Origin of the sequence: Stygiolobus sp. RP850M, from assembly GCF_037389295.1 — an archaeon.
Lineage (GTDB): Archaea > Thermoproteota > Thermoprotei_A > Sulfolobales > Sulfolobaceae > Stygiolobus.
Window position 1 is genome coordinate 21,758 of sequence record NZ_JBBHKU010000068.1, and the last position, 26,060, is coordinate 47,817.

The window sequence follows — 26,060 nt, forward strand, 5'->3', positions numbered from 1 at the left end:
GTCAGATATCGTTAATTTTATTCACTCTAAAATTTTATATCACTTAAACTCTTTATACCTAAATAGCCATGTTTGAATTAAGTAAGGAATTAGAAGAGTATAGGTATAAAATTAGAGAATATGCTCAGAAAACTGTTAGAGAATATGCTAAATATATGGACGATACCAACGAAGGCGGAGATAAAATACTGAAAGATTTAGCTGAAATGAACTTACTAGGCATTAAGGAGCCCACAAAGTATGGCGGTCTCGGTCTTGGGGAAGTGGCATTCGCAATAGCTACAGAGGAATTAGGAGCTGAGAGCGGAGGTGCTTCCCATTCTCTACATACCCAACACAACGCTTTACAACTCCTGATTTCAGTAGGAGGGGATTCAGCTCAAGAATGGATAGAGAAAGGAATAAAGGCAAAGGAGATATACGCCGTAGCATTAACAGAACCACAAGCCGGTTCTGATCTAGGTGCATTACAAACGACGGCGAAGCCTGATGGAGATGAGCTTGTCCTTAACGGCGAGAAAATATTCACTAGTGCCGCATCGTTCTCAACAAAGATGGTAGTATTAGCTAGGACTAGCGGAAATCCTGGAGACAGACAAGGAATATCCTTACTTCTTGTAGACTCCAAATTGCCCGGTGTTGAAATTCATAAGCTCGACCTAATGGGTATCAGAGGTGCTGGTGTGTCATATGTCAAGTTCAACAACGTTAGGATTCCGAAAGACAGTATAATAGGAAAAGAAGGTGATGCGTACAGAGGAGCCTTAAAGGCTTTGATGATCGGAAGAAATGGATATGCAGGAATTGCTGTGGGAATCGCAAGAGGAGCTTTAGATGAGGCAATCCAGAGGGCTCAGACCCGAAAGCAGTTCGGAAAGCCAATAATAGAGCAGGAGTGGATCGGCTTTAACCTAGCCGATGCTTACATAAAAGTTGAGGCTGCAAGGCTTCTAACCTGGAGAGCTGCCTCAATGTTTGATAAAGGATTAGAGGCACTTACAGAGGCTTCAATGGCTAAGTATTACGCTGCAGTAACTGCCACGGAGGTGACGAGACTAGCCCTTCATATATTTGGCGGTCACGGTCTTAACAGAGGGTCTAAAGTGGAGAGATTATATAGAGATGCTAAAATCATGGAGATCGCAGAAGGTACTAATGAGATGCAGCTAGTAGCTGTATCAAGGCTGTTCCAGCCAAAGAAATAAACAAGTAGAGGACTGTGAAATTAACCAAGAGCACCGGAGTCGCGTATTTCATAAATTCAAAGAAATTGAAACTTTTTCCTCCTCTTATTTCTGACGCTTCTGATATAATCACGTTACTAGCAGCTCCTAATATTGTAAAATTTCCGGCTATAGTACTACCTGCCGCTAAAGCTAACCAGTTTATTATACTAGCAACTCCTAGTTGTTGCATTTCTGGTATGTATATAGCTACTAATGGTACGTTACTTAGGATCTGACTCAAGGCTATACTTGATACCATTATAGTCAGCACATCTGTTGGAGGGGAATGAAGCGGTAAAGTAGATTGATTACTCCGCCTTGGAAGAGTCCCTCTGTGAATATAAAGAGTCCAATAAAGAAGAGAATAGTACTCCAATCTATTCTTTGGATTATGCTTCTCCTCTCTTTGCTCATAAAGAGAAGAATGGAGGAGGTAACTAATGAGCCTAAAACTATATCTATTCGCAATGCGCTTAAGGCGAGGAAGAGTAGTACAGTTATTATGAGCAATATTAATGACTGGTATGCCAGCCTTCTGTCCTTAATTTCTACCGGTTCTATATCGTCAATTACGACGTTCTTTAACTTATCCTTAAATAAGAAAACGATAACAAGATAAGATAAGATTAGGTTAACGAATGTCGGGACGATTAGTATTCCTATAAATATTAAGAAAAGGTACATGTGCCTCAAGTAGGATAAGTAAGTTCTGAGGGTTTCCCGTTGGCATCATAACGCTTCCAATTGTTACTCCGAAAGCCAGAGTATATAAGAAAGGGAGTTCGTCCATATTCATAGCTTTAGAGGCTTCTAACATGACTGGAGTCCAACTTGAGGCAACTCCGTCATTGGTCACAAGGTTAGAAAGGAGACCTAAGTAGAGAAATATAAAAAATATTATCTTCCTTGGTTGTCTATATTTCATTACTAATTTATATGCTAAATATCTCAGGAAACCCGAGATTTCAAGAGCTGAAGAAAAGGTGAAAATAGTTATAAGGAATATTATAACATCTAGATTGATACTAGAATAAGCTTGATCTACACTTATAACTCCCGTTACAATCATTAATACCCCACCAAAGAACATTGACGCCCAAGGGGGTATTTTCGTAATACTCCTTAGTGCTATCATCAAATATGTAAAAATCGCTATAAAGAGGGCTATAAACTCCATATGAAATATGAAAGGCGAAAGGATAATGAAATTAAGCCCTACATCTTTTAGGTTTATCACTCCTAGCTAAAAATATCGTGAAGTTATTCATAGGTCAGGCATTTATTGTTGCTGGGCTTACAATGCTCTCCCTTCTTTACCCTATCTCTTTATATGACGAGACACATTCGACAGCTTTACTCGGTCTTAGTATTACACTGAATAACTTAGCTGTTGCAGCAGGTTCCTATGTATGGGGACTTCTTTTAGACAAGAGTAAGGAGAGATACTTTTACACTATATTACTTCCACTAAGCGGTTTGTTGATTTCATTTATAATATTTAGGACACCATTCGGCCTCCTAGGCTACTCTTTAGTAGGGTTTTTCTCGGCACTTGATTCTCCTTTATACTCAATTATTCTCTTAGAGCAACTAACGCCTGAAATGATTGTTGTAGGCAATTCTAGACTTTCCCAACTATCATTAGTTGGGAATATAGCAGGTAGTATCCTTGGTGCGGTTTTACCTCATTTCGAAATTCCCTTAGTCTTATTTGCACTTGGTACTGCGATAAATGCGATAGTCATCCCGCGTTATAAGGGTGAAATAAGGGAGGATAAAAACGAGAGAATAAGAGAGTTTAAGATACTGCTAAAGCCCTTAATATCATTCTCCATGTTCAATCTTTCTGCTGAGATTTTCTACGTTATGTTCATTCCTCTCCTTACGATCTATAAAGTACCTTCTTGGACTTACTTTCTCTCATATACTGCATTGTACATTGTGGACGAGTACGTTTATTACAGATCACCTCAGATGGTAAAGGATAACGAGTTGTATTATGCTTTCTCAGTGATATCATTAAGGTCATCGATAGTTCTAGTGCTGGGATTCTTAGTGTTTTTCTCTATAAACTTATCCTACGGGATAATGCCAGTGTTTCTAGTATTTGGTTCTAGCTACCCTCTTTACAGTACAGCTTTCTTCTCACTTATGTTCAAGAACTTAAGTAAAAACAGAGGTGCTATAATAGGATTGTTTAACGCAGGGGAAAACTTAGCTAGTGCTGCTGGTAGTATACTTTCAGCCATCGTAAACCCTCATTCTATTTCACAAGCATATTTCATATCTTTCTTCGGTTTTGTAATCTCTTTCTTTATGTTTTATGATTACGTCAATAGTGTGAAAGTAGCTTCTTCCGCCTGAGTAAAGCCTCTTCGAAGATCCTTTTTTCCTTATCGTTTTGTGGCGTATGGGGTTTCAGCTTTACCGGTTTTCCAGAGTTGTCTATCCTGACGTAGTTAAAGTAGGCGGTAGTTACGTGTTCTTTACTCATGTTTTCGGGGTCCACCCTAATCACGTTTATAGTAGTCTCGAGGGAGGTGTTTCCCACGTAACTAATCCCAGCCCTCATTTCCAGAATGTCTCCCAATCTGACTGGAGTGTAAAAACTCATACTATTAGCAGAAACAGTGACTACTGTATCACCCTTTCCGTACCCCTCATAACCTATGTAGTTTAGACCTAAGGCTCCGCCCAAGTCGTCCATTACTTTAAGCATCTTTCCGGCGGATATTATCTTACCGTTATAAGTCATATCCGGGGTCACGTAGATTGTTGATACAAGTCTATAAGTCAGTCCCTCTGTTGGGTCGCTCACGTTATACCTTGAAGACGTGTCAACTTTTCTGTTTTTCCTTCTCTCCAATGCAATTTCGTACTTTTTCTTCTCTTCCTCATTATCAGGTTGTATTTTCTTATCAACAACTGTTGGTCTGAGTAGGTCGTCCACTTTAACGTAAACTCCAGTAGCTTCCACTAACGTTTCGTCCCCCTTTACCGCTCTCATACTTACTTCCATTGATGTATTCCCTACATAATCCGTTTCAGCTTCAACTGTTATTATGTCGCCTAAGAGGATAGGTTTCTTAAAGATGACATCGTCGAGAGAAGCCAGTACGGCTAATCCTTTAGCTACTTTCATCGCCGATAACATCCCTATGTCGACGAGAAAGTTCAGCATATCACCCCCGTGTAATCTGCCCATGTAATTTGTGTTTTCGTAATGAATGACTTTAATAGCCGTTACTTTGGTGTCAGAGATTTTTAAAAACTGCATCTGTTATCTCATCTACTACTTTCAAATACTTCTTATCAATTTTACTGTAATCTAACACATAGTCTCTTAGCTGATCTAGTATGTTCCTCCAATTATTCTTTATATTTTTAGCAACATCATCAGGTAAGCTCTCCAGTTCAACTCTCTTTTCAGATGCTGAGAAGAAGGGTAGATACTCGTCTTCGGATAAGCTTATTATAGCAAGCCCTTTTCTATCTAAGATATACTCGTGAGTCCCTTTTCTGGCCAAAGAAATCCCGATATCGTCCGTTGGTGGTATTAATTTCATCAGAGTTTTAAGGAATTCTATAACAGATTCTTTGTCTCCTTTAGTTTTCATTTTCTTTATGACTAATTCCAGCTCTCCCATCTCACGTCGCCTTTGACAAGTCGTAATGCCCAAGTGGTGGTGGAACTGGGACTTTTATCTTCACCTTTCCCTCCCTAAGCCAAGGGGAGATTAAATAGGCTACCCCGTTTTTCTCCCAGCTAAGAGTCTTAGCTTCACTTCTTGATAATCCCATTGCCTCAGCTACTTCAGCTTTTATCCTGAATATAACTTTTGTGTTTGCCAATTGGACAATAATATCAGATAAATCCGCAGGATTATGTGTTGAAAATATAAACCCTATCTTTCTCCTCCTCCCTAGTCTCATCATCATTGCTATTTTTCCAGCTACCCTCCTGACGTAGTTTGAGTCTTCTTCTCCTCCCTTTACGGAAGGGAAGAACTTATGAGCCTCATCAACGATGAGTATTATTCTATCCTTCAAGAGGCCGCTTTTCATTTGTTTTTCTCTGACATCAAATATCTTGTCGAGCATGTAGTAAGTAAGAATTTTCTGAGAGAAATCGTCTATTTCGCTATTATATAAGTCAAATACTAGAATTTTCTTACTATTGTTTAGGAGGATGTTCGATAAGGGCACCCTCTCGGCACCTACATCGAAAAGGCCAGTCTCCTTAAGTAGGTAAAGCCCCCTCAAGATGTTTTCCTTCGTGCTCTTATGAATGCTTATATGTTCAAGATCCTCTTTTTCGAAACCTTCAATGAGGTCTGAGAGTGATTCGTACTTTCTTCCTTCCCTCTTCATCAAGATCTTAAGGAACTGCATTGCTTGTTCTGAGAAGTATGGATTAAGCCTAGGTAGTATACGCCTAGCTTCCTTAAACCTGAAATAAAAAGGATAGATCTCGGTCTCAGCTTTCCACTCGCTATTTGATATTACTATTCTCCCCTTATCTACAGAAACGTAGAACGTATATCCTTTTCTCTCTAAGTATCTCACTATGGGTTCCACATACAACTTATAGTAGGCCGTGGTGATAGATAAGAGGTCTTTTTTACCGTTAGTGTATTTTTTCAACCACCTTTTTGTTACAGGGTAAATTATCCCGAGGTCTATACCAGTCATTCGTGAGTAGAGTGACTCGAACATGCTCACGCTCTGTTTCACAGTCTTAGTTGTTCTATCTGGAGGAAGAAAAATGTGGTAATAATCACCGGTAGCATCGAATATTAACGCTCTAGTATCATCGGCAGCCTTGTAAATCCCGGCTATTAAGTCCTTAACAAATGAGGTTTTCCCAGCTCCGGTAGTTCCCAAAAGTAGCATGTGATAATTTAGATCGTCTAAGCTTATTGCTACTTTGACTTGACTAGACGGGTTATCTAAGTAGCCGAGTTTCAATAGACCTCTGTTAGTGTCCAGAGATCTTTCTATTATTTCTGGTTGAGGGATTATGACGGGGGATTGAGGTTCTATTACTATGTCTGCAGCCTCAGGTTCTGTAGATTCTAATACGTTTACCTTGGTTAACATTTCGCACTTTACAACTACGTTTGAGATCAGTGAGCCAGGCTCTTCTTCACCAGTATCATTCGACGAGATTATTGGAGATTCTGAAAAAAGCAGGGACGAAACATCGCTCCTCTCATAACCAACGACCCTAAGTAATACGAAATACAAGGACTTAATGTCAACAGCACCTAATAACACCCCCATTTTGCCGAGGAATGGGTATTTATAATAAGTCGGGGCGTCTATTATTACATTAGTAATGTAATTCTCTTCATCAACTTTATTCGGGATACTTCTCGCTACTCTTCCGACTATGACTCCTAGGGTTATAGCTAGGGCTTTAGCCTTTTCTATCTTGTCTTTGATAGTGTTGGAAATGTCCTCAGACAACGTTTAGCACCTCGAACTTTCCTCTGAAGCTCTCTTGTAGTCCCATACGTTCAAGTGAGAATGCTATGTAACGTAATATTCCCGAAGAAAGTTCTTTTGCTGTTTTGTCGGCTAATGCTAAGACGATGGGTATACCGTCTAGTGTAAATTTTAGTGACGAGATTCCCTCTACCGCATCTCTAGTGAATGACTCAATTCTCAAAAAAGAGAACTTAGGAACGTATTTGTGTATCGGGTAAATTAAATAATTTACGTATATTTTAACTCCTTCAGTTACCTCCTTAATTAGAGGACCTACACTTAATGTAGGATAGGGAGGAGTGTAGTTAAACCTTACAAGTTGAAATAAGAAAGCCTCATCTGAGATGAACCCTCTAGGATCAACCTTATATTTCACTGATATTTCCTTGGCTTTGGAGGACAAGGATTTAACCAACAAGTCGGATTTATCGAGCCTCTTCACTACTCCTATGTAGTTTTGATCTAAGACTTTAACACGTTCTTTTATAATATTTTTTTTAACTTTTTCCGGTAGGAACGTATAAGAGGGAAAAAGAGGTCCATCTACGATAATTAATCCTTTGTTTTTCAACTTCTTCAAAGCTTCAGTTTCAAGGATCGCTCTCAACTCTGTTTCTACTCTCTCTGGCTCAGTTGTTGACTGAAAGGGTGTTCCGTCAAGGGAGACAGTAGTTACGTATTTTGATGAATATAAATATGCGTTTATACCCTTGGAGAAAGAAGAAGACGCAAGGGCTATAAAAGGCTTGTTTAAATCGAGGTTACTTATTCCGAAGAGTCCAGGGTAAGCGCCGTATAAGGGTTTGGATAACGAAGAAACCCCGAGTGTTACTATGCTGATTACTCCTCCTGCGGAAGTTAAACTTCTGCTACTGCTGTCAACAGCAAAGACTTCTCCGTTTAATTTCCTAGGTGTTATCTCTGTCAGGATATCATTAGAAGCTAAAGTAGCTGGGCCCTCAACTAAGGAGGGGTTTACGCTATATACATTAAAGTACTCCCTAATGTATTTTTGTATTACCTCGTCGAGTATTACAGTAAGTTCATAAGTATTACTCATGCTTTGATTAACTTAATTGACGAAATATTTAAATATGGCGTATTACCCATGGGTATTACCTCTTCTCAATCTTTCATTATCTTCCTTATTGCTACGATGACTGGATCCCATACTCTTGATATTGCCGGTAGGTAACCCATTTCTATGAAGAACGTATCTTCGATGGTAAACCCTTTCATGATTGCAGCTGCCATCATGTCGATTCTCCCTAGCACTTCTTCTTCGCCCACGATTTGAGCCCCTAGAATCCTCTTAGTTTCCTCGTCGGCTATGACTTTCACATGAATGTCTTTTGCACCGGGATAATACCTAGCTCTTGTCTTTCCGGTTATTGTAGCAGAAACTGGGTGAAACCCGTACTTTTTAGCTTCTTCTTCCTGAAGTCCTACCCTACCTATGTAATACTCCTTGTACTTCGTAATTTGTGTGTTAACGACACCGGGGAATTTCATCGGCTCTCCCCCAATATTACTACCAGCTACGTAACCCATCTTGTTAGCAACCGGAGCAAAAGGAACCCAGTAAGGCCTTCCCGTTACTATGTTAACGCTTTCTGTGTTATCACCTGCAGAGTAAACTTCTCTATAATTCGTTCTCATGTACTCGTCTACTTTTATTGCCCCTGTTGTTCCAAGTTGGATTTTGCCTTTTACCAGATCTACGTTAGGTTCTACTCCTATTGCTATGATAGTACCGTCCACCTCGTATTTTCCCTTATCTGTAATAATCAATCTTCCGCCTTGTTTGATCTCAGTAACTCCCTCTCCAAGTCTCAACTCAACGTCCCTTGAAATTCTTTCCGTGATGAGTTTTCCTAACTCTTGGTCTAGACTCTTATTTAACAAATACTCGCCACGATGTATGAGGAGTATTTTTTTATCCCTCTGTGTTAAAGCCTCTGCAGCTTCGACACCCAATATTCCTCCCCCTATTATTGCGATAGTGTTAAGAGACCACAGCTTTTGCCTTAAGCTCACAGCTTCGGCCGGGTGGTGAATATAGAACACTCTGTCGTTCCCTTCACTCGGCAGCCCTTTCGGCTTAGACCCAGTGCTTATAACTAAATAATCGTATTCACTTTTCATCTTACCGTCTTTTCCTTCGGCATACACGACTCTGGAACTCAGGTCTATCTCTGTCACTCTTGTATTGATTCTCACGTTGATTCTCCTGTTTTCAATAAAAAACTGGGGGGTGTACGTCATAAACAAGTTCTCGTCATCAAATAATCCTTCAACGAAATAAGGAATTCCGCAAGGGGCATGGCTTACCATTTTCGTAGCTTCGAAGACTTCTATCTCTATTTGTGGCTTTAATCTTCTAGCCCTACTTGAAGCACTCATCCCAGCTGCTCCGCCACCTATTACGACTAATTTCTCCATATTATCTATCAAATGAAGAAAGACCTTTTTATACTGTAGCTTGTAATATCATTTATGGAGAAAGCTCTACTCTTCGATAATTTGATTAAGAAGTTAGATGAATTAAGTGCAACATCCTTGTCATTTAACGAGAACGAGGTAGTTAAATTCCTAAAGGCTGAAACGAAGAAACAAAGGGACTTGCTAAAGAAGTTTGAGGATTCTATATCTTCACAGAAATGGGACGAAGCCCTTGCTAGTTTTATACTTTTAACCCAAAGGATCAACATAATATTTATTTACATATTTCAGCCGGCTAACATCTCGTTATTAACAACAGAGAGTAAGGTATCCCCTTACATAGAAGAGTATATCTCATTAGCTTCCTTAGTAATATCCTCAGGAATTTTAGAACTGAGACCAAATCTTAAGAAGATAGGAGTCGAAAGTATAAATGCCTCTATAACTGCAAACCCACCATCAATAAATCTTAGTATGGTGGTAAAAAGTGAATAACGTTTATGAGAGATGGGCTGACTTTTTCTCCGATGCACTAAACAGTCAGGTTCCTGAATTAGGAAACTCCGAAAAGTTAGCCTATTTCGGTATAGGAGGAAGCGGAATCCCTGGAGAAGTACTAAAACTTCTTCCCTTACCTGTCCCTTACGAGGTATTTAGGGGATATAAGGTAAAAGTAGACGAGAAGACTACAGTCTTTGCTGTGAGCTATTCCGGAAATACTACGGAGACACTCGTTGCATTGAAGGAGGCAGAAAGACAAGGAGTAAGAAAGTTAGTGATTATAACTAGCGGAGGAAAAATGTTAGAATATGCGAAAGCAAAAGGATATCCTTTTTTAATCCTTCCTAAAGGTCTTCAGACCAGGTTCGTATTCCCTTACATTTTCACTTATCTTATTAAACTAATAAACAACACTTTAGGTGTGGGGTATAAAGAAAGGGAGCTTTTAGAGGGAGTTACGGAGAGTCAAGCCAAGGTAAAAGAGATTGCAACTGACCTTGCTTCAAAAATTAAAGGTAAGATCCCAGTGTTTTACGCTTCTGATTTACTACCGATAGCTGAAAGGTTTAAGCAAGAGGTAAATGAGAACGCGAAATATCCAGCTTTCTTCTCTCAACTACCCGAAGCGAACCATAATGAAATAGAACTTTATTCTGAGAACTATCCATTTCAGTTTCAGCCAGTAGTTTTCCCTTCAGATATAATTGACGAGAAGACGGCTGAGCTAATCAATGCAATTATTATAAGACCGCTTTATTCTTCACCTTTAAAAATTATCTCAAGTATGTTTCTATTAGCTGGTTTTACATCGGTGAAATTGGCAGAACTTATGGGATTAAAGCCGGAGGAGTTAAGGTTAATTCCTAAAATAAGGGAGATAACATATAAGGCATTTGAAAGGGAGTTATCATGATTAAGATTTTCAACACTATGGGAAAAAAACTAGAGGAACTTCAAACAGTAGAACCGAATACAGTTAAGATGTACGTATGTGGTCCCACAGTTTATGACTACGTTCATATAGGTCACGGTAGGACTTTTGTAGCTTTCGATGCGATGGTAAGATACTTAAAGCTAAGGGGGTATAACGTAATAAGAGTCCAAAACATAACTGACATTGACGATAAGATAATTAAGAGAGCTCATGACACGGGTAAAGATTGGACTGAAATAGTAGACTTTTACCTAAAGGACTATATTGACGCTATGAGTCAGCTTAAAGTAGAAATAGATCAACATCCTAGGGTTTCAACTCATATTAAGGAGATAATCGAGTTCATCCAAGGGCTTATTGATAAGGGTCATGCATACGTAGCTCCCAGTGGTAGCGTGTATTTCGATGTTGATACTTTTCCCAGTTACGGTCTTTTATCGGGGACGAAAAAGGAGGAGTGGAATCAGGGAGAAGAATTCGTGAAAGAGAAGAGACACCCGTACGACTTCGCTGTGTGGAAAGCTTGGAAACCCGGTGAGCCTTATTGGGAGTCTCCATGGGGGAAGGGTAGACCGGGATGGCACATAGAGTGCTCTACAATGTCTACGAGGTATTTGGGAGAGCAGTTCGATATTCATGGTGGTGGGGTAGATCTAGTTTTCCCCCACCATGAAAACGAGAGGGCACAATCTGAAGCATTATTGGGCAAAACATGGGTAAAGTATTGGGTTCATGTGTCTTACCTCACCATCAATAAGGAGAAGATGAGTAAGTCTTTAAAGAACATTATTCCCTTGAACGAGGCAATCAAGAAATGGGGAACTAATACTCTCAGGTATTGGTTTTTGACAGCCAAGTACAGGAACACAATAGATTTTAGTGAGGACTCACTTTCCCAGGCATCCACATCCCTGAGGAGGTTAAAAGACGCAATGAGTGTATTAAGGGGGATCATAAAGGATGGACCAAAGTATTACTCCGATGACGAGCAAGTTAAATCCCAGAGAAAAATCATCAGCCTTATACAAAAGTTCCACGAAGCTCTTAGCGAAGACTTTGATACCGCAACAGCACTATCTTATATCCATGAAATAGCTACCATAGTGTTTAACGAGTTACAAACCTCAGAAGATTTCATGGGGGCTATGTTGGCCTTAGACGCGTTTAGGCAGTTTAACTATGTTTATGGTGTTATGGATGAAGAGTTTAATCTAGCTTACGACAATTTGAACAAGGTTATTGACGCTGTGGTCGAGGTCAGGAATATACTCAGGGCAAAGAAGATGTATGATCTTAGCGACCAGATCAGAGATGTATTAAGTAAAGCTGGGATAAAATTATTGGATTCGAAAGATAAGACCACGTGGAGGTTCGAATAAAAAGAATTTAAAGTTGCTACGTCATTACCTTATTATCTAAATCATTCCTCTTACCTTCATAGCATTTACTACTCTTTCAACAGCTAAGGCCATTGCAGCCATTCTGAGGTCTTGGTCTCCGAGTTTGTTATACATGCCATAAACACTGTTAAACGCTTTTTCCATTCTAGATACTATGAGTCTTTTAGCCTCTTCTTCTTCCATAATTTCTCCCATCTTGTTGTTTGCCCATTCCACGTAACTACCTACTACTCCTCCTGCGTTAGCTAAAATATCGGGGACTACTGGTATTCCTCTATTTTTCATAACTAGATCCGCATCAGCTGTCAGAGGTCCGTTAGCACCTTCAACTATCATTTTAGCCTTTATTTTATCAGCATTGAATTTATGAATTACGTTTTCCAGTGCAGCAGGTATTAGGATGTCACACTCTGAAGTAAGAAGCTCATCGTTTGTTACCTTTTTCCCAGTAGGATAGTTGATTACAGAGCCAGTCTTCTCCTTGGTTTCTATGATTTTATTAATATCAATTCCGTTAGGGTCTATTACCCCTCCCTTAGAGTCACTTACTCCTATAATTTTAGCTCCCATGTCTTGCAGGAATTTAGCAGTAAAACTACCGACATTTCCGAATCCTTGTATTATTACTCTTGCACCTTCTATACCACCTATAAACTTTGATGCAGCTTCTTTAGCCACGGTTGCTACACCTAATCCAGTACTGTAGTTTCTGGTCGCCAGTCCTCCTAACTCCACGGGCTTACCAGTAAAGGTAGCATAGTCAGCTTTTCCAGTTATTTTTATGTATTCATCTATGAACCACGCCATTGTTTGAGGATTTGTATTAACATCTGGGGCTGGGATATCTATGTCACTACCGATATACTTATACAAAGTATCAATATATCTTCTAGATAACATTTCCAATTCTTCTAATGAAAGTTTACCTGGATCGACCCTTATTCCTCCTTTTCCTCCACCGTAAGGTAATAAGAGAAGGGAGTTCTTCCATGTCATCATCATCGATAATGCGATAACTTCATCCTGAGTCACGTTAGGATGGTATCTGATTCCTCCTTTATATGGACCTAACGCACTATTGTGCTGGGATCTCCAACCTATAAAAGTCTTAACTTTGCCGTTCTTTCCCTTGATCTCTATCTTGACTTGAATAACCCTCTCTGGTTGAGATAATGTTTCTAAAACATCTTGTGGAAGTCCTAAAATTTCGCCTACTCTATATAGCTTTTTTACTTGTTGGTCATAAAGGTTAGAAGTAAGAGTGGTTTGAACAGCTTCTGTCATAACACTTCATGATTCTTTCTCTATTAGAAAATATATTTCTTTGCAATAGAGGCATATAAGCTTTTGATTATTAATGTAAAACATAAGTGATAAATCATTTGGTTTTAAAAATGATTAATACTTTATCTTTGTCTTAACACAACTATTAACGCTGAAATAACTACCGATATAATCACGGTGATTAGTATAGCGGTTGGCAGGTTTACAGGCTCATACGGTAATGTAGTATATAAGGGCTTAGTTAGAGTGGGATATTGAGAATCTAAACTTACGTATTGATTCGATACTAAACTGAACATTACTGTAATGTTCTTGAGACCTACGGAGTATACGCTTTGTCGTAATAACGTTCCATCGCTAGAGAAGTAGACGTAAAGTATTATTGATCCTTGCGGAACTGAAGAATTTTGATAATATTTATACAGATAGGCTTTTACGTCTGTACCATTAATGGTTTTGATATAAGTAGTGTTTATGAGCGTTAAGTTCACTCCCTTCCATATTATTGTACTATTACCTACATTATTTACGAAAGTCAGTTGCTCCTTATAGTATGGTGCAAAAACGGCGACGAAGTTAATTGGCTGAGGTATGTTTCCTAAGTTGGCCGGAACTACCAAACTTCCTTGCTGAGGATATAGTAAGTAGTTTATCTGGACTAAGTAGTCACCAACTTGATAGGGATAATATACCTCTAAATAGTATTCAGGCGTTAAGCTGTCAGTTTCAAAGTTGTTAACGTATTGAATATAAAGGTAAGGTTTCCCGATTCCTTTTAGAGAAGGAGCATTAAACGTTATATTAACGGGATTAGAGTAGGACACTAGCCACATTGTGATTTGCGAACCGTTTTCACTTGAATAACTTGTATTCGCAATAAGACCGTTTTTCAAAATTATGTAATATTGTGAATAAGTCTGGTTGAAATAGACTATATACGCTGACGCTGTCACATTCTTATTCATTATAGTAACGTTTTTGGGCCCCAAAAACTGGAGATCCCATCTCCCTTCAGTGGTGTTGAGTCCGTATGTGTTGTTAAATTCTAAGAAAGGTGGAATGAAAGGGTAATGAAGGGAGAACAATTCGCTAAATATATTAACGCTAAAGCTACCTGAACCACCAATCACATAGCTCATATTCTTAGTGAAATTACCGCTCACACTTACAGATAAAGTAGTATTCTCTATCGACGTGATTTCGTAATTAACACTAAAAATTGTAGTAACATTGGTTTTGTTCAGAGTCTTTTGAGCTACTACATGATAAGTCAAGTCTTTATATATTGTTAATGAAGGAATTTGGACTGTTTGGTAAGGTTCAGCTGTAGTAGCAATGCTTATGATAGCTATGGGGGCAAGAAGAATTAACGCGAGTAGAAGTACTAAATAACCTTTCATCACATTACACGAGTATACAGTATATATTAACTTTTATCCAAGAAAGAACTTTTAATCTCTATGAATTTGCCTAAGATAGCTGTCGGATGCGTGATATTTGACTCAGATAGGAAAGTATTACTAGTAAAGAGGAAACACCCACCTAATCAAGGCTCTTGGGCTGTTCCAGGAGGTAAGGTAAATTTTGGCGAGTTAATTGAGGGAGCGTTGAAAAGAGAGATGAGGGAAGAAATATCTGTAGAAGTGAGACCCAAAGAATTGATGGCTATCGTGGAAATTATTAAGGAGGGGTTCCATTATGTGATATTGGACTTCGTTTGTGAAATCACTAACGGTGAGGTAAAGGCTGGTTCTGATGCTGAGGATACAAGGTTTTTCTCTATAGACGAAATGAAAAAAATTTCTATAAGTCCAACTACATTAGAAATGATAGAGAAGTATTTAAAGGGGGAGAAGACCCCGTTGTGGATTGTAGAGCGAGAAAAATGAGGACTTTTTATCTTCTACAATTCTCCGTTTATCGTTGTATAGATTACATAGGCGATAGTAACAAGGGCAATTCCTATATTAATGACCCTCTCGAGCTTTTCTGGAACGTAGTGTAACGAGACACCCACAACAAACATTGCAATCGTTGATACTAGTATAAATAATGCTACATAAACAATTCCTATCAGAAGTGTAGTCTCTGAAGCTAGTACAGCCACAACTACCTTTGAAGGAGTTATTGCAAATGCTCCCTGCAGGACTCCCGAGCCTTTGGGTGATATTTCAAATTCCTTTCCTATGAGCTCTCCGTATATTAGGACAATTGCAAAGACAATAGCTATTATATCACCGGCTAGTATTCCGTAAAACTGGAAATGATTAAAAAGTAAGATTAACGGTATGGCAATTATTGCGAAACCAACACCGTGAGAAGCACCAAAAGCTAGATAATCCTTAGGACTGTTCATCATCCTCATGGTAACTATGTGGTCAGGCTCTAATGAGTGAGTTACAGCAAGAGTTATGACCAAACCCATAATGAGAAAGCTTAGAGGCATTTTTCTTAGCCTAAGAACCCATATAGTTCAAATTATTTAAGAGTTGGTGAGACAAATTCCCCTTTCTAGTAAGAAACGAGATGTTATAAGTACGTTTCCTAAATGTTTATATTTATATTAGATATAATAATTACAATGAGCTATCCTCCTCCAGGCTATCCTCCTTATGGTTCGGGCGGTTATCCGCCTACTGGGTACCCATCTAGTTATCCTCAACCTTCTGGCTATCCATACGGTGGAAATCCTCAATCCAATGCTATGTTCAATATGATGATGTGCATGCAGCCCATAGGGTTAGGCGGTAAGCAACAGATGATACCTATACAGAGACCTATTGATTTACAACCGGTTGTTCAACAAGTTGTAATGTACTTAATGGGGCAGGGTTTTCAAGTTTTTCCAATGGTAGGGCAGTATATGGCTGTCATTCAAGCACAACACTCTAGCTTCTTAGGGATGATCACCGACTCGAATAAAGCATACACAATTAGAATTTGCGAAGGCCCTAACATGATTATGGTAGAAACGGGTATGACTAACCTATTGCAAGATTTAATACCTTTAATAGGAAGTGCGGGAGTCGCAACAGTTTCGGATACGACTTTGCATAACTCTCTACTGACTTTAGCTGGTGGTGGGCTTACAGCTGTAGACGCCTACAATTTAGTAAAGGACTTAATGCAAGAAGACCAGATCATGAATACTATTATGATGGCTATTATGATGGCTCAGTCTTCAGCACCCCCTCAGCCCCCTTATCAACAACCTCCTTATCAGCAAAATCCTCAGCCTTATCCTCAGCAACCACCACAACCTCCTTATCAACAAAATCCTCCCAAACCAACTCAATCTCCTACATCTCAGCAATCCGTCAGCGCGTCCGCGGTGAACCAACCATCAAGCACCTCATCATCAGTGATTCAACCTTCTACGTCAGCCTCACAAGTCCAGCTACAAAAAGTAGTTACAAAGTGTTGGAAATGTGGTGCTGAAGTAGATTCTAACGCGAAGTTCTGTCCTAACTGTGGTGCATCGTTAACTCCAATAAAATGTCCTAAATGTGGTTACGTAAATTCACCTGGAGCCAAATTCTGTAGTAACTGTGGCTCTCCCTTACAGTAGTAACGACAGAATTTTCACATCTCCTTTTTAAGAGTAAGTAAATCCATCAGTGATACTGTCTCACCGATAACTATGACAGCAGGTGACTTTACTCCTTCCCTTTTTATAATTTTTGACAGCTCATTTAATGTACCAGTAAAAACTCTTTGCTGTTTAGTTGTACCTTTTTCAATTACAGCAACTTTCTCTTTTCCGCTTCTGACCTTCATTAACACTTTAGTTAACTCGTCTATTACGTGAATACCCATAAGTATAATTATGGTCCCTTTTCTTGGTATATATTCCTCTGAAATTAATCCGCCGTCTTTTGTCGTCCCCGTAATTACCGTGAAACCTGAAGAACTTTCCACTAGTCTGCTGGTGACTGGGATTCTTGCATATGTAGGAACAGCTATCGCGCTTGTTACTCCAGGTACTATCTCACATTTTATTCCGTGCCTTAAGACATAGATACATTCCTCCTCTCCTCGTCCAAAGACAAATGGATCTCCGCCTTTCAACCTTACGACTTTTTTTCCCTCTTTAGCTTTTCGAACCAACAACTCGTTTATATAATCTTGAAGTTTTGCGTCTCCTAACCCTTTCCCGACGTATATTAATTCCGCGTTCAGACCTTCTAATAACTCTTGTGGAACTAATCTATCGTATATTATTACATCTGCAATCTTTAAGATTTTCAATGCTTTGACCGTAATTAATTCAGGGTCTCCAGGTCCTGCACCGACTATGTAAACTATGCCGTTCATATGGCGTTTACTCTTTTAATGATATAAAAGCCGAATATTGCACCTTCAGGGAACTTTACGCCGTAAACCATTAGTAGGACGTAATTCACTACTTCTAGTTGAGGGACCCCGAATAATTGCGATGCTACATAAATCACAAAGAAATATAAAATGTCTCCTACAAAACCTAAGGAATAAAGTATAACCTTTTCTATGAATTTAAAAGACGAGATTACATATCCGATAAGGAAACCTCCTATTGCCATGCTCGTAAAAGAGAGAATGTAAAGAGGTTGAACTGTTTCCTCTAATACGAACAGCGTAGGTGCTAACCAAGGGATAATCATTAATATACCTATAATTACCCCCAATAGAGCGTATTTCCTCAAGAGAATAGCTGTAACCGGGGCTCTATCACCGTTCTCTTCTTCAATTATTTTATCTCTACTAACTGAGTTCAGGACATACCATCCTAATATACCTCCACCTATCACGGGACCTTGATAAGCTAATAATTTCTCAATAGGATCTCCGATAATGTATATTAACAGCGAGACTATCAGTATCGATATTGAAAGATATTTTGAGAATCTCAAATAATCCATTTCGTATCATAATATATTTTGTCCTCCAACCTAAAATTCATTATTAGGATTTATGGTAGATATACTTTATATATCACTTTATCTCCTTCGTCTTGTTTTGAAAGGATTTTAACTCCCTTATCTTTCATGGCTTCAGCCCACATTTCCACCTGGTCTGCCTGAACACCTTTAACAGCAATTATCTCTACTTCTTGATTACCACCCTCCGAAAGCCAAAACCTCATTATGGTAAGAGCAGGAGAACTAGAACCACACTTAGTATCGCTTTGCCTTAGATCTAAAGTCTTTGCCATCTAGTATATCATCTCTGAACTAATATTTAGGATCTTTTTATCATCCATAAAACAAATTCCATTCCAGTTTTCCCTTTTCATCTTTTCAATTATCGCAAGAATGACAGTAAGTGCGTTACAAAAAGCATCAGTACACTCAGTTAAGTAGATGTAGGTAAAGTCTATGAGTTGTTTGAGTCTTCTCTCTCTTTCACCTCCGCAATTCAAGAGTACTATTTGCCTACCTCTTGTAGAGAATATAGGAGAATGAAGAAATAGTTCGAATCTCTCGTAGTTTGCTGTCTCGCAGAAAATTTCGTTTAATTTTAAAGCTGAGTAGTAAGCTATACCGTAGTTTTCTCCTTGACCGACAAAGAATGGTTTTTCCCGTAGTTCAAAACTCTTAGCCTTAATGTAATCTTTAGGTATTTCAATACCGAAAAGTGAGTAGACAGCTGATAAGGGGTCGGACTTTCATTGAGGTTTCATGAATTTGTATTCGACCTCTCGTCCTCATTCCCCTTATTTCCCTCCTCATGCCGTCTACGGGAGCGGTAGTTAAACCACTCCCTTTGAGGACATGGGGAGTTTCATTGAGTACCTTCCTCCCCCTCACATTGCTCATCGAGTTCATAGTGGTACCCTCCGATTAATTTTTGTAAGTAAAGCTTATAAGCTTTACTTTAAATAATCAATCATGGTTCAAGTTACATTCCATTCAAAAATATTCTCAATGGGTCATGATAAATACGGAGACCCAAAATACGCAATATACGTTCCTAAGAGCATTCACGGGAAGATTAAGGGCTTGTTAGAAAAAGAGGTGATAGTAATTGTCATCCTACCAGATGATGAGGAATAGGATTATCTGTTCTAGGGAAGCCCTCGAAAACTTCCAATTCGTTACAGTGAACGGTAGAGTCTTATTTAGCGAGAAAGAAAGGCTCGTTAGGATCGCTAGGGCTTTCTCACAAGTAGTTAAGAGTGCTATTAGGCCATTGTTTGATGGAAAGAGTATTGATGAATTAACCAAGGAGTTCTATAACATCTTACCAAACTACGTTTACCTTGAAACTGCTTTGAAGCAAGCCAAGACAATAGTTGACGGTTTGTTGGAGAGAGAAGATGAAAAGGGCGAGATGATGCACGCTGAGGTCAAGAGGTTCTGGTTTGCCAGCAGAGGAAATAGAGCCGATAAGGGGAACAGAAATGTGAAGTTCCACGTTTTTCAAGACCACGTGGAAGTTAGAGTTTAAGACCCGTGGGGTAAGTGGGTTCACGGAAAGGCGTACTTAGGCAAGGAGTACTTACCATTACTTTCTGAGCTAGAGGAGTTATCTCGAAGGAAGGAGGAGGGTTACGGTGCTGTAATTAGTTTCAAGGATTACCCTATGATCCACCTCAAATCCCACTCTGGTTTTATTTAAAGCACTTCTCTTCGCTGAAACCTAATGGTTACGGTTTGATTGCCGGTTTTAATTTAAATAGTGACAGACTAAATGTTGTCGTTGTTAGCAAGGATGGTAAAGTTGTTACTAAGAAGACGTGGTGGTATTCAGATGTTACTAGACCGGGTTTTCCTAAGGGGAAAGCTATGGCTTTGCGTTTGAATGCTCTATCACAAGCTCTCAATTTCCTATCAAGGATTTGGTGTTGATTATGTTGCTTTTGAGGACTTATTTCTAGTTAAGAAGAGGAAGTTCACTGGGAGTAAGAGCGGTAATAGGAAGGTTTCGCGTTTTGCTAAGAAGCAGTTGTTAGTTCACGGTGTTATTAAATCGTTAAGGTTGGGTTTTAACGTTGTGTTAGTTAATCCAAAGGGTACTACAAATTCTGAGGATCACGACAAGGTGATGAGGGAGAAGGGTTTTGATAGGCATACAGCCTCTGCTTACTTAATAGCATTAAAGGGATTAGGAATGTTAAATGATATCAAATAACATAAACTTTACGGTTTATTGGAAACTGTCGTCAACGGCGTCGTATGGGTCCACGGCAATAGCTTTCTTACCTGTCTTTCTTTCCAAAGTGAGAGCTACCGCATAGGAGTCTCCGGCCCCTACTATAATTCCAGAGGTAATTTTTTGTTCAACTTCTATAGGGTGGAATTTCTTTACCTCGTCTTCTATTAGCTCAATGTAATTCATCAGTCTTATATTTTACCCTCCAGTATTTAATATCATGAAAACCATAGTAAGGGCTGGGATCGCCTTAGGTGCTGGTAAACCACTCAGAAAAGTTTACGTTGGTTTGCAAGACTCTAAAATAGATGTAGTATCTCATGATGAACTCACTGGTTATGAGGATGCAGAACTCGACATAGGGGGATGGGATAGAATTGTATCACCGGGTTTTATAACAATTCACACTTACTTGTCTCTTTATCCATTCAGATTTAGGATCTTCACCGGCAGGGAAAACGCTAATCTGCTTCTCTCTACTTTCTCATCTAACGATTCTTATTATTTCGCCTTGTTAGGGGCTTATCATCTCCTAAAACAAGGTGTCACTACAGTAGGATTTAGCGGTAATCATCTAGATATAGTAGCTAGAGCAGTATCGGAGGTGGGTTTAAGACCGATTATAATAGTTTCCGTTGGTTGTAGTAATTCGCCTAGCGACTGGGAAAAAGAGTTCAGGACATTGTTCAATAGATGGTCTCATAAAGGAGCCAATAATGTAATCCTGAAAGTTTGTGATCAGTCCTTACTGAGGGACGCAGTTGAACTGGCTAAGGAAAACGAAATTGCCGTGCTTGTTGATAACAAGGTGTATCTCACAGAGGACATAGATTACGACCAAATAATAGGGTTGGGCGGCGGATCAAGGTTAGATCTAGACGTAATAAGAAAGAAGCGCTTTAAGTTGTCATTTACACCCTCTTATGAGGTATCTAAGTTTCCCTTAAGCGAGTATAAACCATCTGTATCACTAGACCTTGTACCCTCATTTGACATTCGCCACGAGTTGGCTTATACGTCTACCAGGCTTTTACTTACAGCTGAAGAGGCTTTCCATTCTATGACTGATTGGGGTTATTCTCAACTCAAAATGAACTCGGGAGTCCTGAACTCAGGTTATACTGCCGATTTAGTTATATTCCAATACTCTGAGCCTCCGGCATTTCCTTTGGACATAGTATCTCCTTATGAGACCCTGATGTACTCGAGTTATTCATTAGAGACCGTGATAGTGAACGGTGAACCCGTGTTAGACGGGGGTTTACCATTAAACGTGGGATTAAAGGACGTCGAAGAGGGCGTCAGGAGGTTAGAGGAAATTGATAGAAAAACTGGCGAAAGAACTAGGTCTCTGGAAAAAGGTTGAGATAGTAGGAGACATCGCCATAATCGGAATCCCTTTCGACAAAGACGTAGAAGAAGTAAGAAAGTTAGCGGAAGTAATTCTCGAAAAAATCCCTTACGTTAAGTCGGTGTGGGGGAAGTATAGGGATATAAGCGGGGACTTCAGGCTTTCAACGACAGTTCACTTAGCCGGTGAAAAAAAGAGTGAGACGATTTACAAAGAGTACGGGTGTAAGTTCTTCCTAGACATAAGCAAGGTTTTTTACTCATCTAAACTTTCCTACGAGCACATAAGGGTCGCTAGACTTGTAAGGAGAGGGGAAGTCATCATCAATATGTTCTCAGGGTATGGACCGTTTTCAATACTTTCTTACGTTATGGGTGGTGCCTCAACTGTCTATTCTATTGACATTAATCCTTTTGCTTATTATTATATGATGGCTAACGTGGATCTGAACAAGGCTTTCGGGGTTATTCCTATTTACGGAGACGCTTTTAAGAAAATGGACTATCTCCCGTATAATGTCGATAGAATATTGGCTCCTCTCCCAGAGAAGGCTGAAGAAGCTTACGAGGTAGCTATGCCTCATTTGAAGGCAGGTGGGATATTGCACTTATACACTGAAATAGAGGGCAACGACCCAGTTAGTCTGGCAAAGAGTGAATACCCAAACGTAGTCTTTGCTAGGATTGTAAGGAGTGTGAAACCAAAAGTTTATCATGTAGTTGTTGACATTAAAAAGTAATTAAGGACTCTATGGTAGACATCTATACAATAATGTTATTAGGATATGAAGTGTCCCAAAAGAAGCGCGTTAATCTGGGAGTCTACACGCTAAAATTTCATCGTAAGAAGGGAAAGACACCCGAAGATTATCTATATATAGTAACCTTGTTAAAAGAGGGAAAAGTGGTCGAGTCGGGTATTTTCGGTGATTACCAAAATGCCGTTATTTACGCCGGTCAGATCTTCATGCGTTTTCGTTGAATGCTTTTATATAAAGTAATAGTTAGGATAGTTTGAGCAAATTGATCAGGGATGAAGTACTGGAAATACTAAAATCCGGAAAAGTAGACTATGTAAGGGTAGTCTTCGTTGATATTTTAGGAAATGTAAGAGGAAGATCTTTAAGGAGGGCAGAGTTCGAAAAGGTATTAGAGGGAAAGGGGGTCGAGTATTCTGAGTCATTACTGTTTCTCGACTATAGGGATACACCGATAAAACACATATATGGTGATATGTTCGCGCAGCCCGACATCTCAACCTTTGCTATTATTCCCTACTTAGAAAGGACGGGTAGAGTAATGAGCTATTTGACTGAAAGTGACGGCTCTCCTCATAACCTTTGCACAAGGTCTCTCCTTAATCGTTCCATGGAGAAGTTGATGGAAAGTGGAATAAAGCTGGAAGTAGCCTTTGAACCTACCTTTTACCTTATAAACTTCAAGGACGGAAAACCTTTACCGGCAGATGAAGCAAGAGCGTTCTCTCTTGAAGGGCTTATGGAACAACAGAGTTTCTTAAGGGATTTAATTAAGAATCTTGAGAGTGTCAATACTCAGGTTCAATACATCAATAAACACTATGGACCGGGTCAATACGAAATTACCTTCGCGATGTCAAATGCATTAACAGCTTCTGACTCTTTAGTTACTGCTAGAGAAATAATACGCGACACCGCAAGGTATTATAAGTTGTACTCCACCTTCATGCCAAAGCCCTTTAGGAATTACCCGAGTAGCAGTATGGACGTTTACATTAAGCTCTTGGATTTAACTGGGAGGCCCATTGGTATCGACGTTAACGACCCGAAAGGATTGGGGTTGAGCAAGACTTTCTACAACTTTTTGGCAGGTATACTTGATCATATAGGCTCAATAATGGCTATTGCAGCCCCCACTGTCAACTCGTATAAGAGATTTAAAGAGATAGTTACACCGACAATCGCAGGCATAGGAAACGAGAGACACTACATAATAAGGATCCCGTCAACGTATAAGGATTATGGGGTAATCGAGTTCAGATTGGCAGATCCCCTAGCAAATCCATATTTACTTCTATCCGCGATCATTCATGCGGGCCTAGATGGAATAGAAAGAGGTTTGGATATAGATGTTAATTACAGCGTAGTAACCTTACCGACGAGTTTAAGGGGGGCTATTAACAGCCTAGATCGTGACACCAAGTTAAAATATGCACTGGGTCAAGACCTTATTAACACGTTTATAGAGATTAAAAGGAAGGAGTTAGATGATTACGAGAACGAGATAACAGATTGGGAGATAGCAGCATATCTTAAGTCGGGATGGTAAATGAAGGCGGCTGTTTTTTTAGAAAAAGGTAGGCCCCTTCAAATAATGGACGTGCCTGAGCCGAAATTGAACCCTGGTGAAGTCCTTTTAAGAGTTAAGGCTTCTGGGCTCTGCCACGGCGATATTCACTTAATTTTCGGTGAATGGGAGAACGACGTAGCCGTGAGGACTCCCGTCATCTTGGGGCATGAAATAGTAGGTGAGGTTGTGGAAGGAGGTAACAAGTTCAAGAGAGGGGATCAAGTTCTCGTATACAGCTCGATAGGCTGCGGTAGGTGTAAATACTGTAGAAGGGGAGATAGGCAGTTTTGTGAGTCCGTGAGAGTCATAGGTGTTCATACGGACGGAGGGTTTGCAGAATATGTAAAAGTTCCCTCTGAGGAGTACTTATTCAAAGTAAGCGGGAATTACATATCCGCAGCACCTTTAGCTGATGCCGGAATAACTGCCTATAATGCCACGAAAGGGATAGGGGAAGGAGATAGAGTATTGGTGATAGGGGTAGGATCCGTAGCTTTGCTGGCTATCCAACTACTTAAGATGAAAAACGCTGAGGTTACCGTAATAGGGAGGAATTTGGTAAGGTTGAGTAAGGCGGAGAGTTTAGGAGCCGACGAGGTACTAGCGATGAAAAAGAAAGACCCTCCATTCTCTCCAGTAGCCGGAAAGAAATTCGACTATGTACTGGATTTCGTAGGAAACGATCAAACGCTCGAAGATGCCCCTTGGTTATTAAGCAGAGAAGGGGAATTAAGAATAATCGGTGAATACGGTGGTCATTTACAAATCCCTGAACAACTAATAGTCTTAAGGGGGTTAAGGATAAGGGGAATATTATATGGTAATATGGATGATATGGTTGAGGTAATTAAGCTATTTGAAGCTGGAAAGCTCAAAACTTTATCGGTTCCCTATAAGCTTGAGGAAATTAATGAGGCAATAAACGATCTTTTAGAGGAGAGAATAGTTGGAAGGGCTGTTATTTTGCCTTAAATAAGTATGGTGATTCACCTATTATTTCAACGCTTACGTTTAGAAACTTCTTTATTATTTCGGCATTAGTCCTTGCATGTTGAGTTAAGTATGATGATGTATACTCTCCACCGTATAGTGAAGCGTAAAGCATTAACATATCTCCCATATGACTGTCGGTTGCAGCACCAGTCTTCAACTCTTTAACTAGGAGCTCTGCAGCCTCCTCTCCTACAACCTCTGCTCTCTTTCCTCTTTCCCCTAAAGAGTCTGCACCAATAATACTATTCTCTCCTATCGCACTGAGGGTTATCCCACTCCCCTTACTAGTTTCATTCTCTCTTATGTCTAAGTCGATCGAGACCTCAACTCCCAGTTTGGCAAGAATTGATATTGCTGAAGTTTTCTGCCTTTCAGCTATATGAGATGGGAGTGAGGACACATGTGAAATTCCTATTATCCTTATCAGTTTTCCGAAGGTATTTATAGAAAAGGATGTAGGATCAGCCTTAAAGTTCTTTATTATAACCTCACCACCCCCCTCTGGGTAATGACCTCTTTTGACAACGTTAATGTCTCCTCTTATTCCTATTTTGGTAAGTAATGGCAGGAACACAAGCCTTATATAGTCGATGGTAGGAGACTTAGGTACATCTGTCCCTCCGATTAGCCTTATCTCTATTTTTCTGTTAAGGATGATTGGCAAGACTGTTTGAAGCACTAGGGTAACGCTTCCAGCAGTGCCTATATTGAATGTGAAGTGTCCTGATTCAACAATATCCTGAGGCTCAAAAATGAGTTCAGTTGAACCCACGACGTCTCCCTTGGTCTTAGCGCTGGTCAAAGCCTTAACAGCTTCTACAGCTGTCAAGTGTTGTCTCTGTAACCCAGGTTTCTGTCTTTTAGCTCTAATGTTGTAGATCCTAAAAGGTTTTTTTGTTAGAGCCGAAAGTGTCAATGATGTTCTGAGTATTTGACCCCCACCTTCACCGTAAGAGCCGTCTATCTCGATCATTGCTATGG

At 39.6% G+C, this 26,060-nt stretch carries 26 protein-coding genes and 2 pseudogenes; 14 read left to right on the plus strand and 14 right to left on the minus strand.

Features of this window, described 5'->3' with window-relative positions:
• Positions 1 to 68: 68 nt before the first annotated feature.
• Positions 69 to 1,205, plus strand: a complete 1,137-nt coding sequence (locus WIW52_RS08815; protein ID WP_337709963.1) for an acyl-CoA dehydrogenase family protein — start codon at positions 69 to 71, stop codon at positions 1,203 to 1,205.
• On the opposite strand, the pseudogene WIW52_RS08820 reads toward WIW52_RS08815, so the two are convergent.
• A pseudogene (locus WIW52_RS08820) lies at positions 1,153 to 2,403 on the minus strand (SLC13 family permease). The gene WIW52_RS08815 and the pseudogene WIW52_RS08820 overlap by 53 nt on opposite strands.
• 77 nt (positions 2,404 to 2,480) lie before the next feature.
• On the opposite strand from WIW52_RS08820, the gene WIW52_RS08825 reads away from it, so the two are divergent.
• Positions 2,481 to 3,590, plus strand: coding sequence for an MFS transporter (locus WIW52_RS08825; RefSeq protein WP_337709965.1), 1,110 nt, complete (start codon positions 2,481 to 2,483; stop codon positions 3,588 to 3,590).
• Here WIW52_RS08825 and WIW52_RS08830 read toward each other — a convergent pair.
• The 5 genes from WIW52_RS08830 to WIW52_RS08850 form a co-directional block, all read right to left on the minus strand.
• Entirely contained in the window at positions 3,559 to 4,503 is a 945-nt protein-coding gene (locus WIW52_RS08830; RefSeq protein WP_337709967.1) for an acyl-CoA thioesterase, read from the minus strand. The two genes, WIW52_RS08825 and WIW52_RS08830, sit on opposite strands and share 32 nt — an antisense overlap.
• On the minus strand, positions 4,481 to 4,873 hold the full coding sequence (locus WIW52_RS08835; protein WP_337700321.1) for a hypothetical protein: 393 nt from the start codon (positions 4,871 to 4,873) through the stop codon (positions 4,481 to 4,483). Before WIW52_RS08835 ends, WIW52_RS08830 begins: the two co-directional genes overlap by 23 nt.
• Before the next feature lies 1 nt (position 4,874).
• Positions 4,875 to 6,695, minus strand: a complete 1,821-nt coding sequence (locus WIW52_RS08840; RefSeq protein WP_337709969.1) for an ATP-binding protein — start codon at positions 6,693 to 6,695, stop codon at positions 4,875 to 4,877.
• Positions 6,688 to 7,776, minus strand: a complete 1,089-nt coding sequence (locus WIW52_RS08845; protein ID WP_337709971.1) for a DNA double-strand break repair nuclease NurA — start codon at positions 7,774 to 7,776, stop codon at positions 6,688 to 6,690. The genes WIW52_RS08840 and WIW52_RS08845 overlap by 8 nt, the downstream gene beginning before the upstream one ends.
• A 65-nt stretch (positions 7,777 to 7,841) precedes the next feature.
• Positions 7,842 to 9,158, minus strand: a complete 1,317-nt coding sequence (locus WIW52_RS08850) for an FAD-dependent oxidoreductase (protein WP_337709973.1) — start codon at positions 9,156 to 9,158, stop codon at positions 7,842 to 7,844.
• A gap of 54 nt (positions 9,159 to 9,212) precedes the next feature.
• On the opposite strand from WIW52_RS08850, the gene WIW52_RS08855 reads away from it, so the two are divergent.
• The 3 genes from WIW52_RS08855 to cysS are packed head-to-tail and all read left to right on the plus strand — an operon-like array spanning position 9,213 to position 11,972.
• Positions 9,213 to 9,653 carry a hypothetical protein gene (locus WIW52_RS08855; RefSeq protein ID WP_337709975.1) on the plus strand — a complete coding sequence of 147 codons (441 nt, stop codon included), beginning with the start codon at positions 9,213 to 9,215 and terminating at the stop codon, positions 9,651 to 9,653.
• Complete coding sequence (locus tag WIW52_RS08860) at positions 9,646 to 10,572, plus strand: bifunctional phosphoglucose/phosphomannose isomerase (protein ID WP_337709977.1); 927 nt, start codon at positions 9,646 to 9,648, stop codon at positions 10,570 to 10,572. Before WIW52_RS08855 ends, WIW52_RS08860 begins: the two co-directional genes overlap by 8 nt.
• The gene (cysS, locus tag WIW52_RS08865; protein WP_337709980.1) at positions 10,569 to 11,972 is read left to right on the plus strand and encodes a cysteine--tRNA ligase; all 1,404 of its coding nucleotides are present in this window, start codon (positions 10,569 to 10,571) and stop codon (positions 11,970 to 11,972) included. Before WIW52_RS08860 ends, cysS begins: the two co-directional genes overlap by 4 nt.
• 36 nt (positions 11,973 to 12,008) lie before the next feature.
• Here cysS and WIW52_RS08870 read toward each other — a convergent pair whose 3' ends face one another.
• Positions 12,009 to 13,277, minus strand: coding sequence for a Glu/Leu/Phe/Val family dehydrogenase (locus WIW52_RS08870; RefSeq protein WP_337709981.1), 1,269 nt, complete (start codon positions 13,275 to 13,277; stop codon positions 12,009 to 12,011).
• 122 nt (positions 13,278 to 13,399) lie between these two features.
• A complete protein-coding gene (locus tag WIW52_RS08875) occupies positions 13,400 to 14,677 on the minus strand; it encodes a hypothetical protein (RefSeq protein WP_337709982.1) in 1,278 nt (425 codons plus the stop codon).
• 60 nt (positions 14,678 to 14,737) lie between these two features.
• Here WIW52_RS08875 and WIW52_RS08880 point away from each other — a divergent pair, with 60 nt between their 5' ends.
• Positions 14,738 to 15,166: an NUDIX hydrolase gene (locus tag WIW52_RS08880; protein WP_337709983.1), complete on the plus strand. Its 429-nt coding sequence runs from the start codon at positions 14,738 to 14,740 to the stop codon at positions 15,164 to 15,166.
• 14 nt (positions 15,167 to 15,180) lie between these two features.
• Here WIW52_RS08880 and WIW52_RS08885 read toward each other — a convergent pair whose 3' ends face one another.
• Entirely contained in the window at positions 15,181 to 15,702 is a 522-nt protein-coding gene (locus tag WIW52_RS08885) for a hypothetical protein (protein ID WP_337709984.1), read from the minus strand.
• Positions 15,703 to 15,858: 156 nt separating this feature from the next.
• On the opposite strand from WIW52_RS08885, the gene WIW52_RS08890 reads away from it, so the two are divergent.
• Positions 15,859 to 16,845: a zinc ribbon domain-containing protein gene (locus tag WIW52_RS08890; RefSeq protein WP_337709985.1), complete on the plus strand. Its 987-nt coding sequence runs from the start codon at positions 15,859 to 15,861 to the stop codon at positions 16,843 to 16,845.
• Positions 16,846 to 16,859: 14 nt separating this feature from the next.
• Here WIW52_RS08890 and cobA read toward each other — a convergent pair whose 3' ends face one another.
• From cobA to WIW52_RS08905, 3 genes are read right to left on the minus strand one after another with little or no spacing between them, the layout of a single operon-like run.
• Positions 16,860 to 17,591: a uroporphyrinogen-III C-methyltransferase gene (gene cobA / locus WIW52_RS08895; protein WP_337709987.1), complete on the minus strand. Its 732-nt coding sequence runs from the start codon at positions 17,589 to 17,591 to the stop codon at positions 16,860 to 16,862.
• Positions 17,588 to 18,175 carry a DUF1404 family protein gene (locus tag WIW52_RS08900; protein ID WP_337709988.1) on the minus strand — a complete coding sequence of 196 codons (588 nt, stop codon included), beginning with the start codon at positions 18,173 to 18,175 and terminating at the stop codon, positions 17,588 to 17,590. Before WIW52_RS08900 ends, cobA begins: the two co-directional genes overlap by 4 nt.
• Positions 18,176 to 18,225: 50 nt before the next feature.
• On the minus strand, positions 18,226 to 18,468 hold the full coding sequence (locus WIW52_RS08905; RefSeq protein ID WP_337700348.1) for a hypothetical protein: 243 nt from the start codon (positions 18,466 to 18,468) through the stop codon (positions 18,226 to 18,228).
• Between the two features lie 676 nt (positions 18,469 to 19,144).
• On the opposite strand from WIW52_RS08905, the gene WIW52_RS08910 reads away from it, so the two are divergent.
• Together WIW52_RS08910 and WIW52_RS08915 are read left to right on the plus strand one after the other, a co-directional pair.
• Positions 19,145 to 19,309, plus strand: coding sequence for a hypothetical protein (locus tag WIW52_RS08910; RefSeq protein ID WP_337709989.1), 165 nt, complete (start codon positions 19,145 to 19,147; stop codon positions 19,307 to 19,309).
• Positions 19,296 to 20,387, plus strand: a pseudogene (locus WIW52_RS08915) (hypothetical protein). The gene WIW52_RS08910 and the pseudogene WIW52_RS08915 overlap by 14 nt, the downstream one beginning before the upstream one ends.
• Before the next feature lie 15 nt (positions 20,388 to 20,402).
• Here WIW52_RS08915 and WIW52_RS08920 read toward each other — a convergent pair.
• Positions 20,403 to 20,594: a hypothetical protein gene (locus WIW52_RS08920; protein ID WP_337709990.1), complete on the minus strand. Its 192-nt coding sequence runs from the start codon at positions 20,592 to 20,594 to the stop codon at positions 20,403 to 20,405.
• A gap of 34 nt (positions 20,595 to 20,628) precedes the next feature.
• Here WIW52_RS08920 and WIW52_RS08925 point away from each other — a divergent pair, with 34 nt between their 5' ends.
• From WIW52_RS08925 to WIW52_RS08945, 5 genes are read left to right on the plus strand one after another with little or no spacing between them, the layout of a single operon-like run.
• Positions 20,629 to 21,774 (plus strand): amidohydrolase family protein, encoded by a 1,146-nt coding sequence (locus WIW52_RS08925; protein ID WP_337709991.1) that lies wholly within the window; start codon positions 20,629 to 20,631, stop codon positions 21,772 to 21,774.
• Positions 21,728 to 22,498 carry a tRNA 4-demethylwyosine(37)-methyltransferase Taw21 gene (gene taw21, locus WIW52_RS08930; RefSeq protein WP_337709993.1) on the plus strand — a complete coding sequence of 257 codons (771 nt, stop codon included), beginning with the start codon at positions 21,728 to 21,730 and terminating at the stop codon, positions 22,496 to 22,498. Before WIW52_RS08925 ends, taw21 begins: the two co-directional genes overlap by 47 nt.
• An 11-nt stretch (positions 22,499 to 22,509) precedes the next feature.
• Positions 22,510 to 22,740: a hypothetical protein gene (locus WIW52_RS08935; protein ID WP_337709994.1), complete on the plus strand. Its 231-nt coding sequence runs from the start codon at positions 22,510 to 22,512 to the stop codon at positions 22,738 to 22,740.
• A gap of 41 nt (positions 22,741 to 22,781) precedes the next feature.
• Positions 22,782 to 24,065 (plus strand): glutamine synthetase family protein, encoded by a 1,284-nt coding sequence (locus tag WIW52_RS08940; protein ID WP_337710050.1) that lies wholly within the window; start codon positions 22,782 to 22,784, stop codon positions 24,063 to 24,065.
• On the plus strand, positions 24,066 to 25,058 hold the full coding sequence (locus WIW52_RS08945; RefSeq protein WP_337709995.1) for an alcohol dehydrogenase catalytic domain-containing protein: 993 nt from the start codon (positions 24,066 to 24,068) through the stop codon (positions 25,056 to 25,058).
• Here the strand turns inward: WIW52_RS08945 and rtcA are convergent.
• Complete coding sequence (gene rtcA, locus WIW52_RS08950; RefSeq protein WP_337709996.1) at positions 25,045 to 26,052, minus strand: RNA 3'-terminal phosphate cyclase; 1,008 nt, start codon at positions 26,050 to 26,052, stop codon at positions 25,045 to 25,047. The two genes, WIW52_RS08945 and rtcA, sit on opposite strands and share 14 nt — an antisense overlap.
• Positions 26,053 to 26,060: the final 8 nt, after the last annotated feature.

Coding starts and splice junctions, on each gene's coding strand:
- WIW52_RS08815 (WP_337709963.1), top strand. CDS start 69: ATGTTTGAATTAAGTAAGGAATTAGAAGAGTATAGGTATAAAATTAGA.
- WIW52_RS08830 (WP_337709967.1), bottom strand. CDS start 4,503: ATGCAGTTTTTAAAAATCTCTGACACCAAAGTAACGGCTATTAAAGTC.
- WIW52_RS08835 (WP_337700321.1), bottom strand. CDS start 4,873: ATGGGAGAGCTGGAATTAGTCATAAAGAAAATGAAAACTAAAGGAGAC.
- WIW52_RS08845 (WP_337709971.1), bottom strand. CDS start 7,776: ATGAGTAATACTTATGAACTTACTGTAATACTCGACGAGGTAATACAA.
- WIW52_RS08850 (WP_337709973.1), bottom strand. CDS start 9,158: ATGGAGAAATTAGTCGTAATAGGTGGCGGAGCAGCTGGGATGAGTGCT.
- WIW52_RS08855 (WP_337709975.1), top strand. CDS start 9,213: ATGGAGAAAGCTCTACTCTTCGATAATTTGATTAAGAAGTTAGATGAA.
- cysS (WP_337709980.1), top strand. CDS start 10,569: ATGATTAAGATTTTCAACACTATGGGAAAAAAACTAGAGGAACTTCAA.
- WIW52_RS08870 (WP_337709981.1), bottom strand. CDS start 13,277: ATGACAGAAGCTGTTCAAACCACTCTTACTTCTAACCTTTATGACCAA.
- WIW52_RS08875 (WP_337709982.1), bottom strand. CDS start 14,677: ATGAAAGGTTATTTAGTACTTCTACTCGCGTTAATTCTTCTTGCCCCC.
- WIW52_RS08880 (WP_337709983.1), top strand. CDS start 14,738: ATGAATTTGCCTAAGATAGCTGTCGGATGCGTGATATTTGACTCAGAT.
- WIW52_RS08885 (WP_337709984.1), bottom strand. CDS start 15,702: ATGGGTTTGGTCATAACTCTTGCTGTAACTCACTCATTAGAGCCTGAC.
- WIW52_RS08890 (WP_337709985.1), top strand. CDS start 15,859: ATGAGCTATCCTCCTCCAGGCTATCCTCCTTATGGTTCGGGCGGTTAT.
- cobA (WP_337709987.1), bottom strand. CDS start 17,591: ATGAACGGCATAGTTTACATAGTCGGTGCAGGACCTGGAGACCCTGAA.
- WIW52_RS08900 (WP_337709988.1), bottom strand. CDS start 18,175: ATGGATTATTTGAGATTCTCAAAATATCTTTCAATATCGATACTGATA.
- WIW52_RS08905 (WP_337700348.1), bottom strand. CDS start 18,468: ATGGCAAAGACTTTAGATCTAAGGCAAAGCGATACTAAGTGTGGTTCT.
- WIW52_RS08910 (WP_337709989.1), top strand. CDS start 19,145: ATGGTTCAAGTTACATTCCATTCAAAAATATTCTCAATGGGTCATGAT.
- WIW52_RS08920 (WP_337709990.1), bottom strand. CDS start 20,594: ATGAATTACATTGAGCTAATAGAAGACGAGGTAAAGAAATTCCACCCT.
- WIW52_RS08925 (WP_337709991.1), top strand. CDS start 20,629: ATGAAAACCATAGTAAGGGCTGGGATCGCCTTAGGTGCTGGTAAACCA.
- WIW52_RS08935 (WP_337709994.1), top strand. CDS start 22,510: ATGGTAGACATCTATACAATAATGTTATTAGGATATGAAGTGTCCCAA.
- WIW52_RS08945 (WP_337709995.1), top strand. CDS start 24,066: ATGAAGGCGGCTGTTTTTTTAGAAAAAGGTAGGCCCCTTCAAATAATG.
- rtcA (WP_337709996.1), bottom strand. CDS start 26,052: ATGATCGAGATAGACGGCTCTTACGGTGAAGGTGGGGGTCAAATACTC.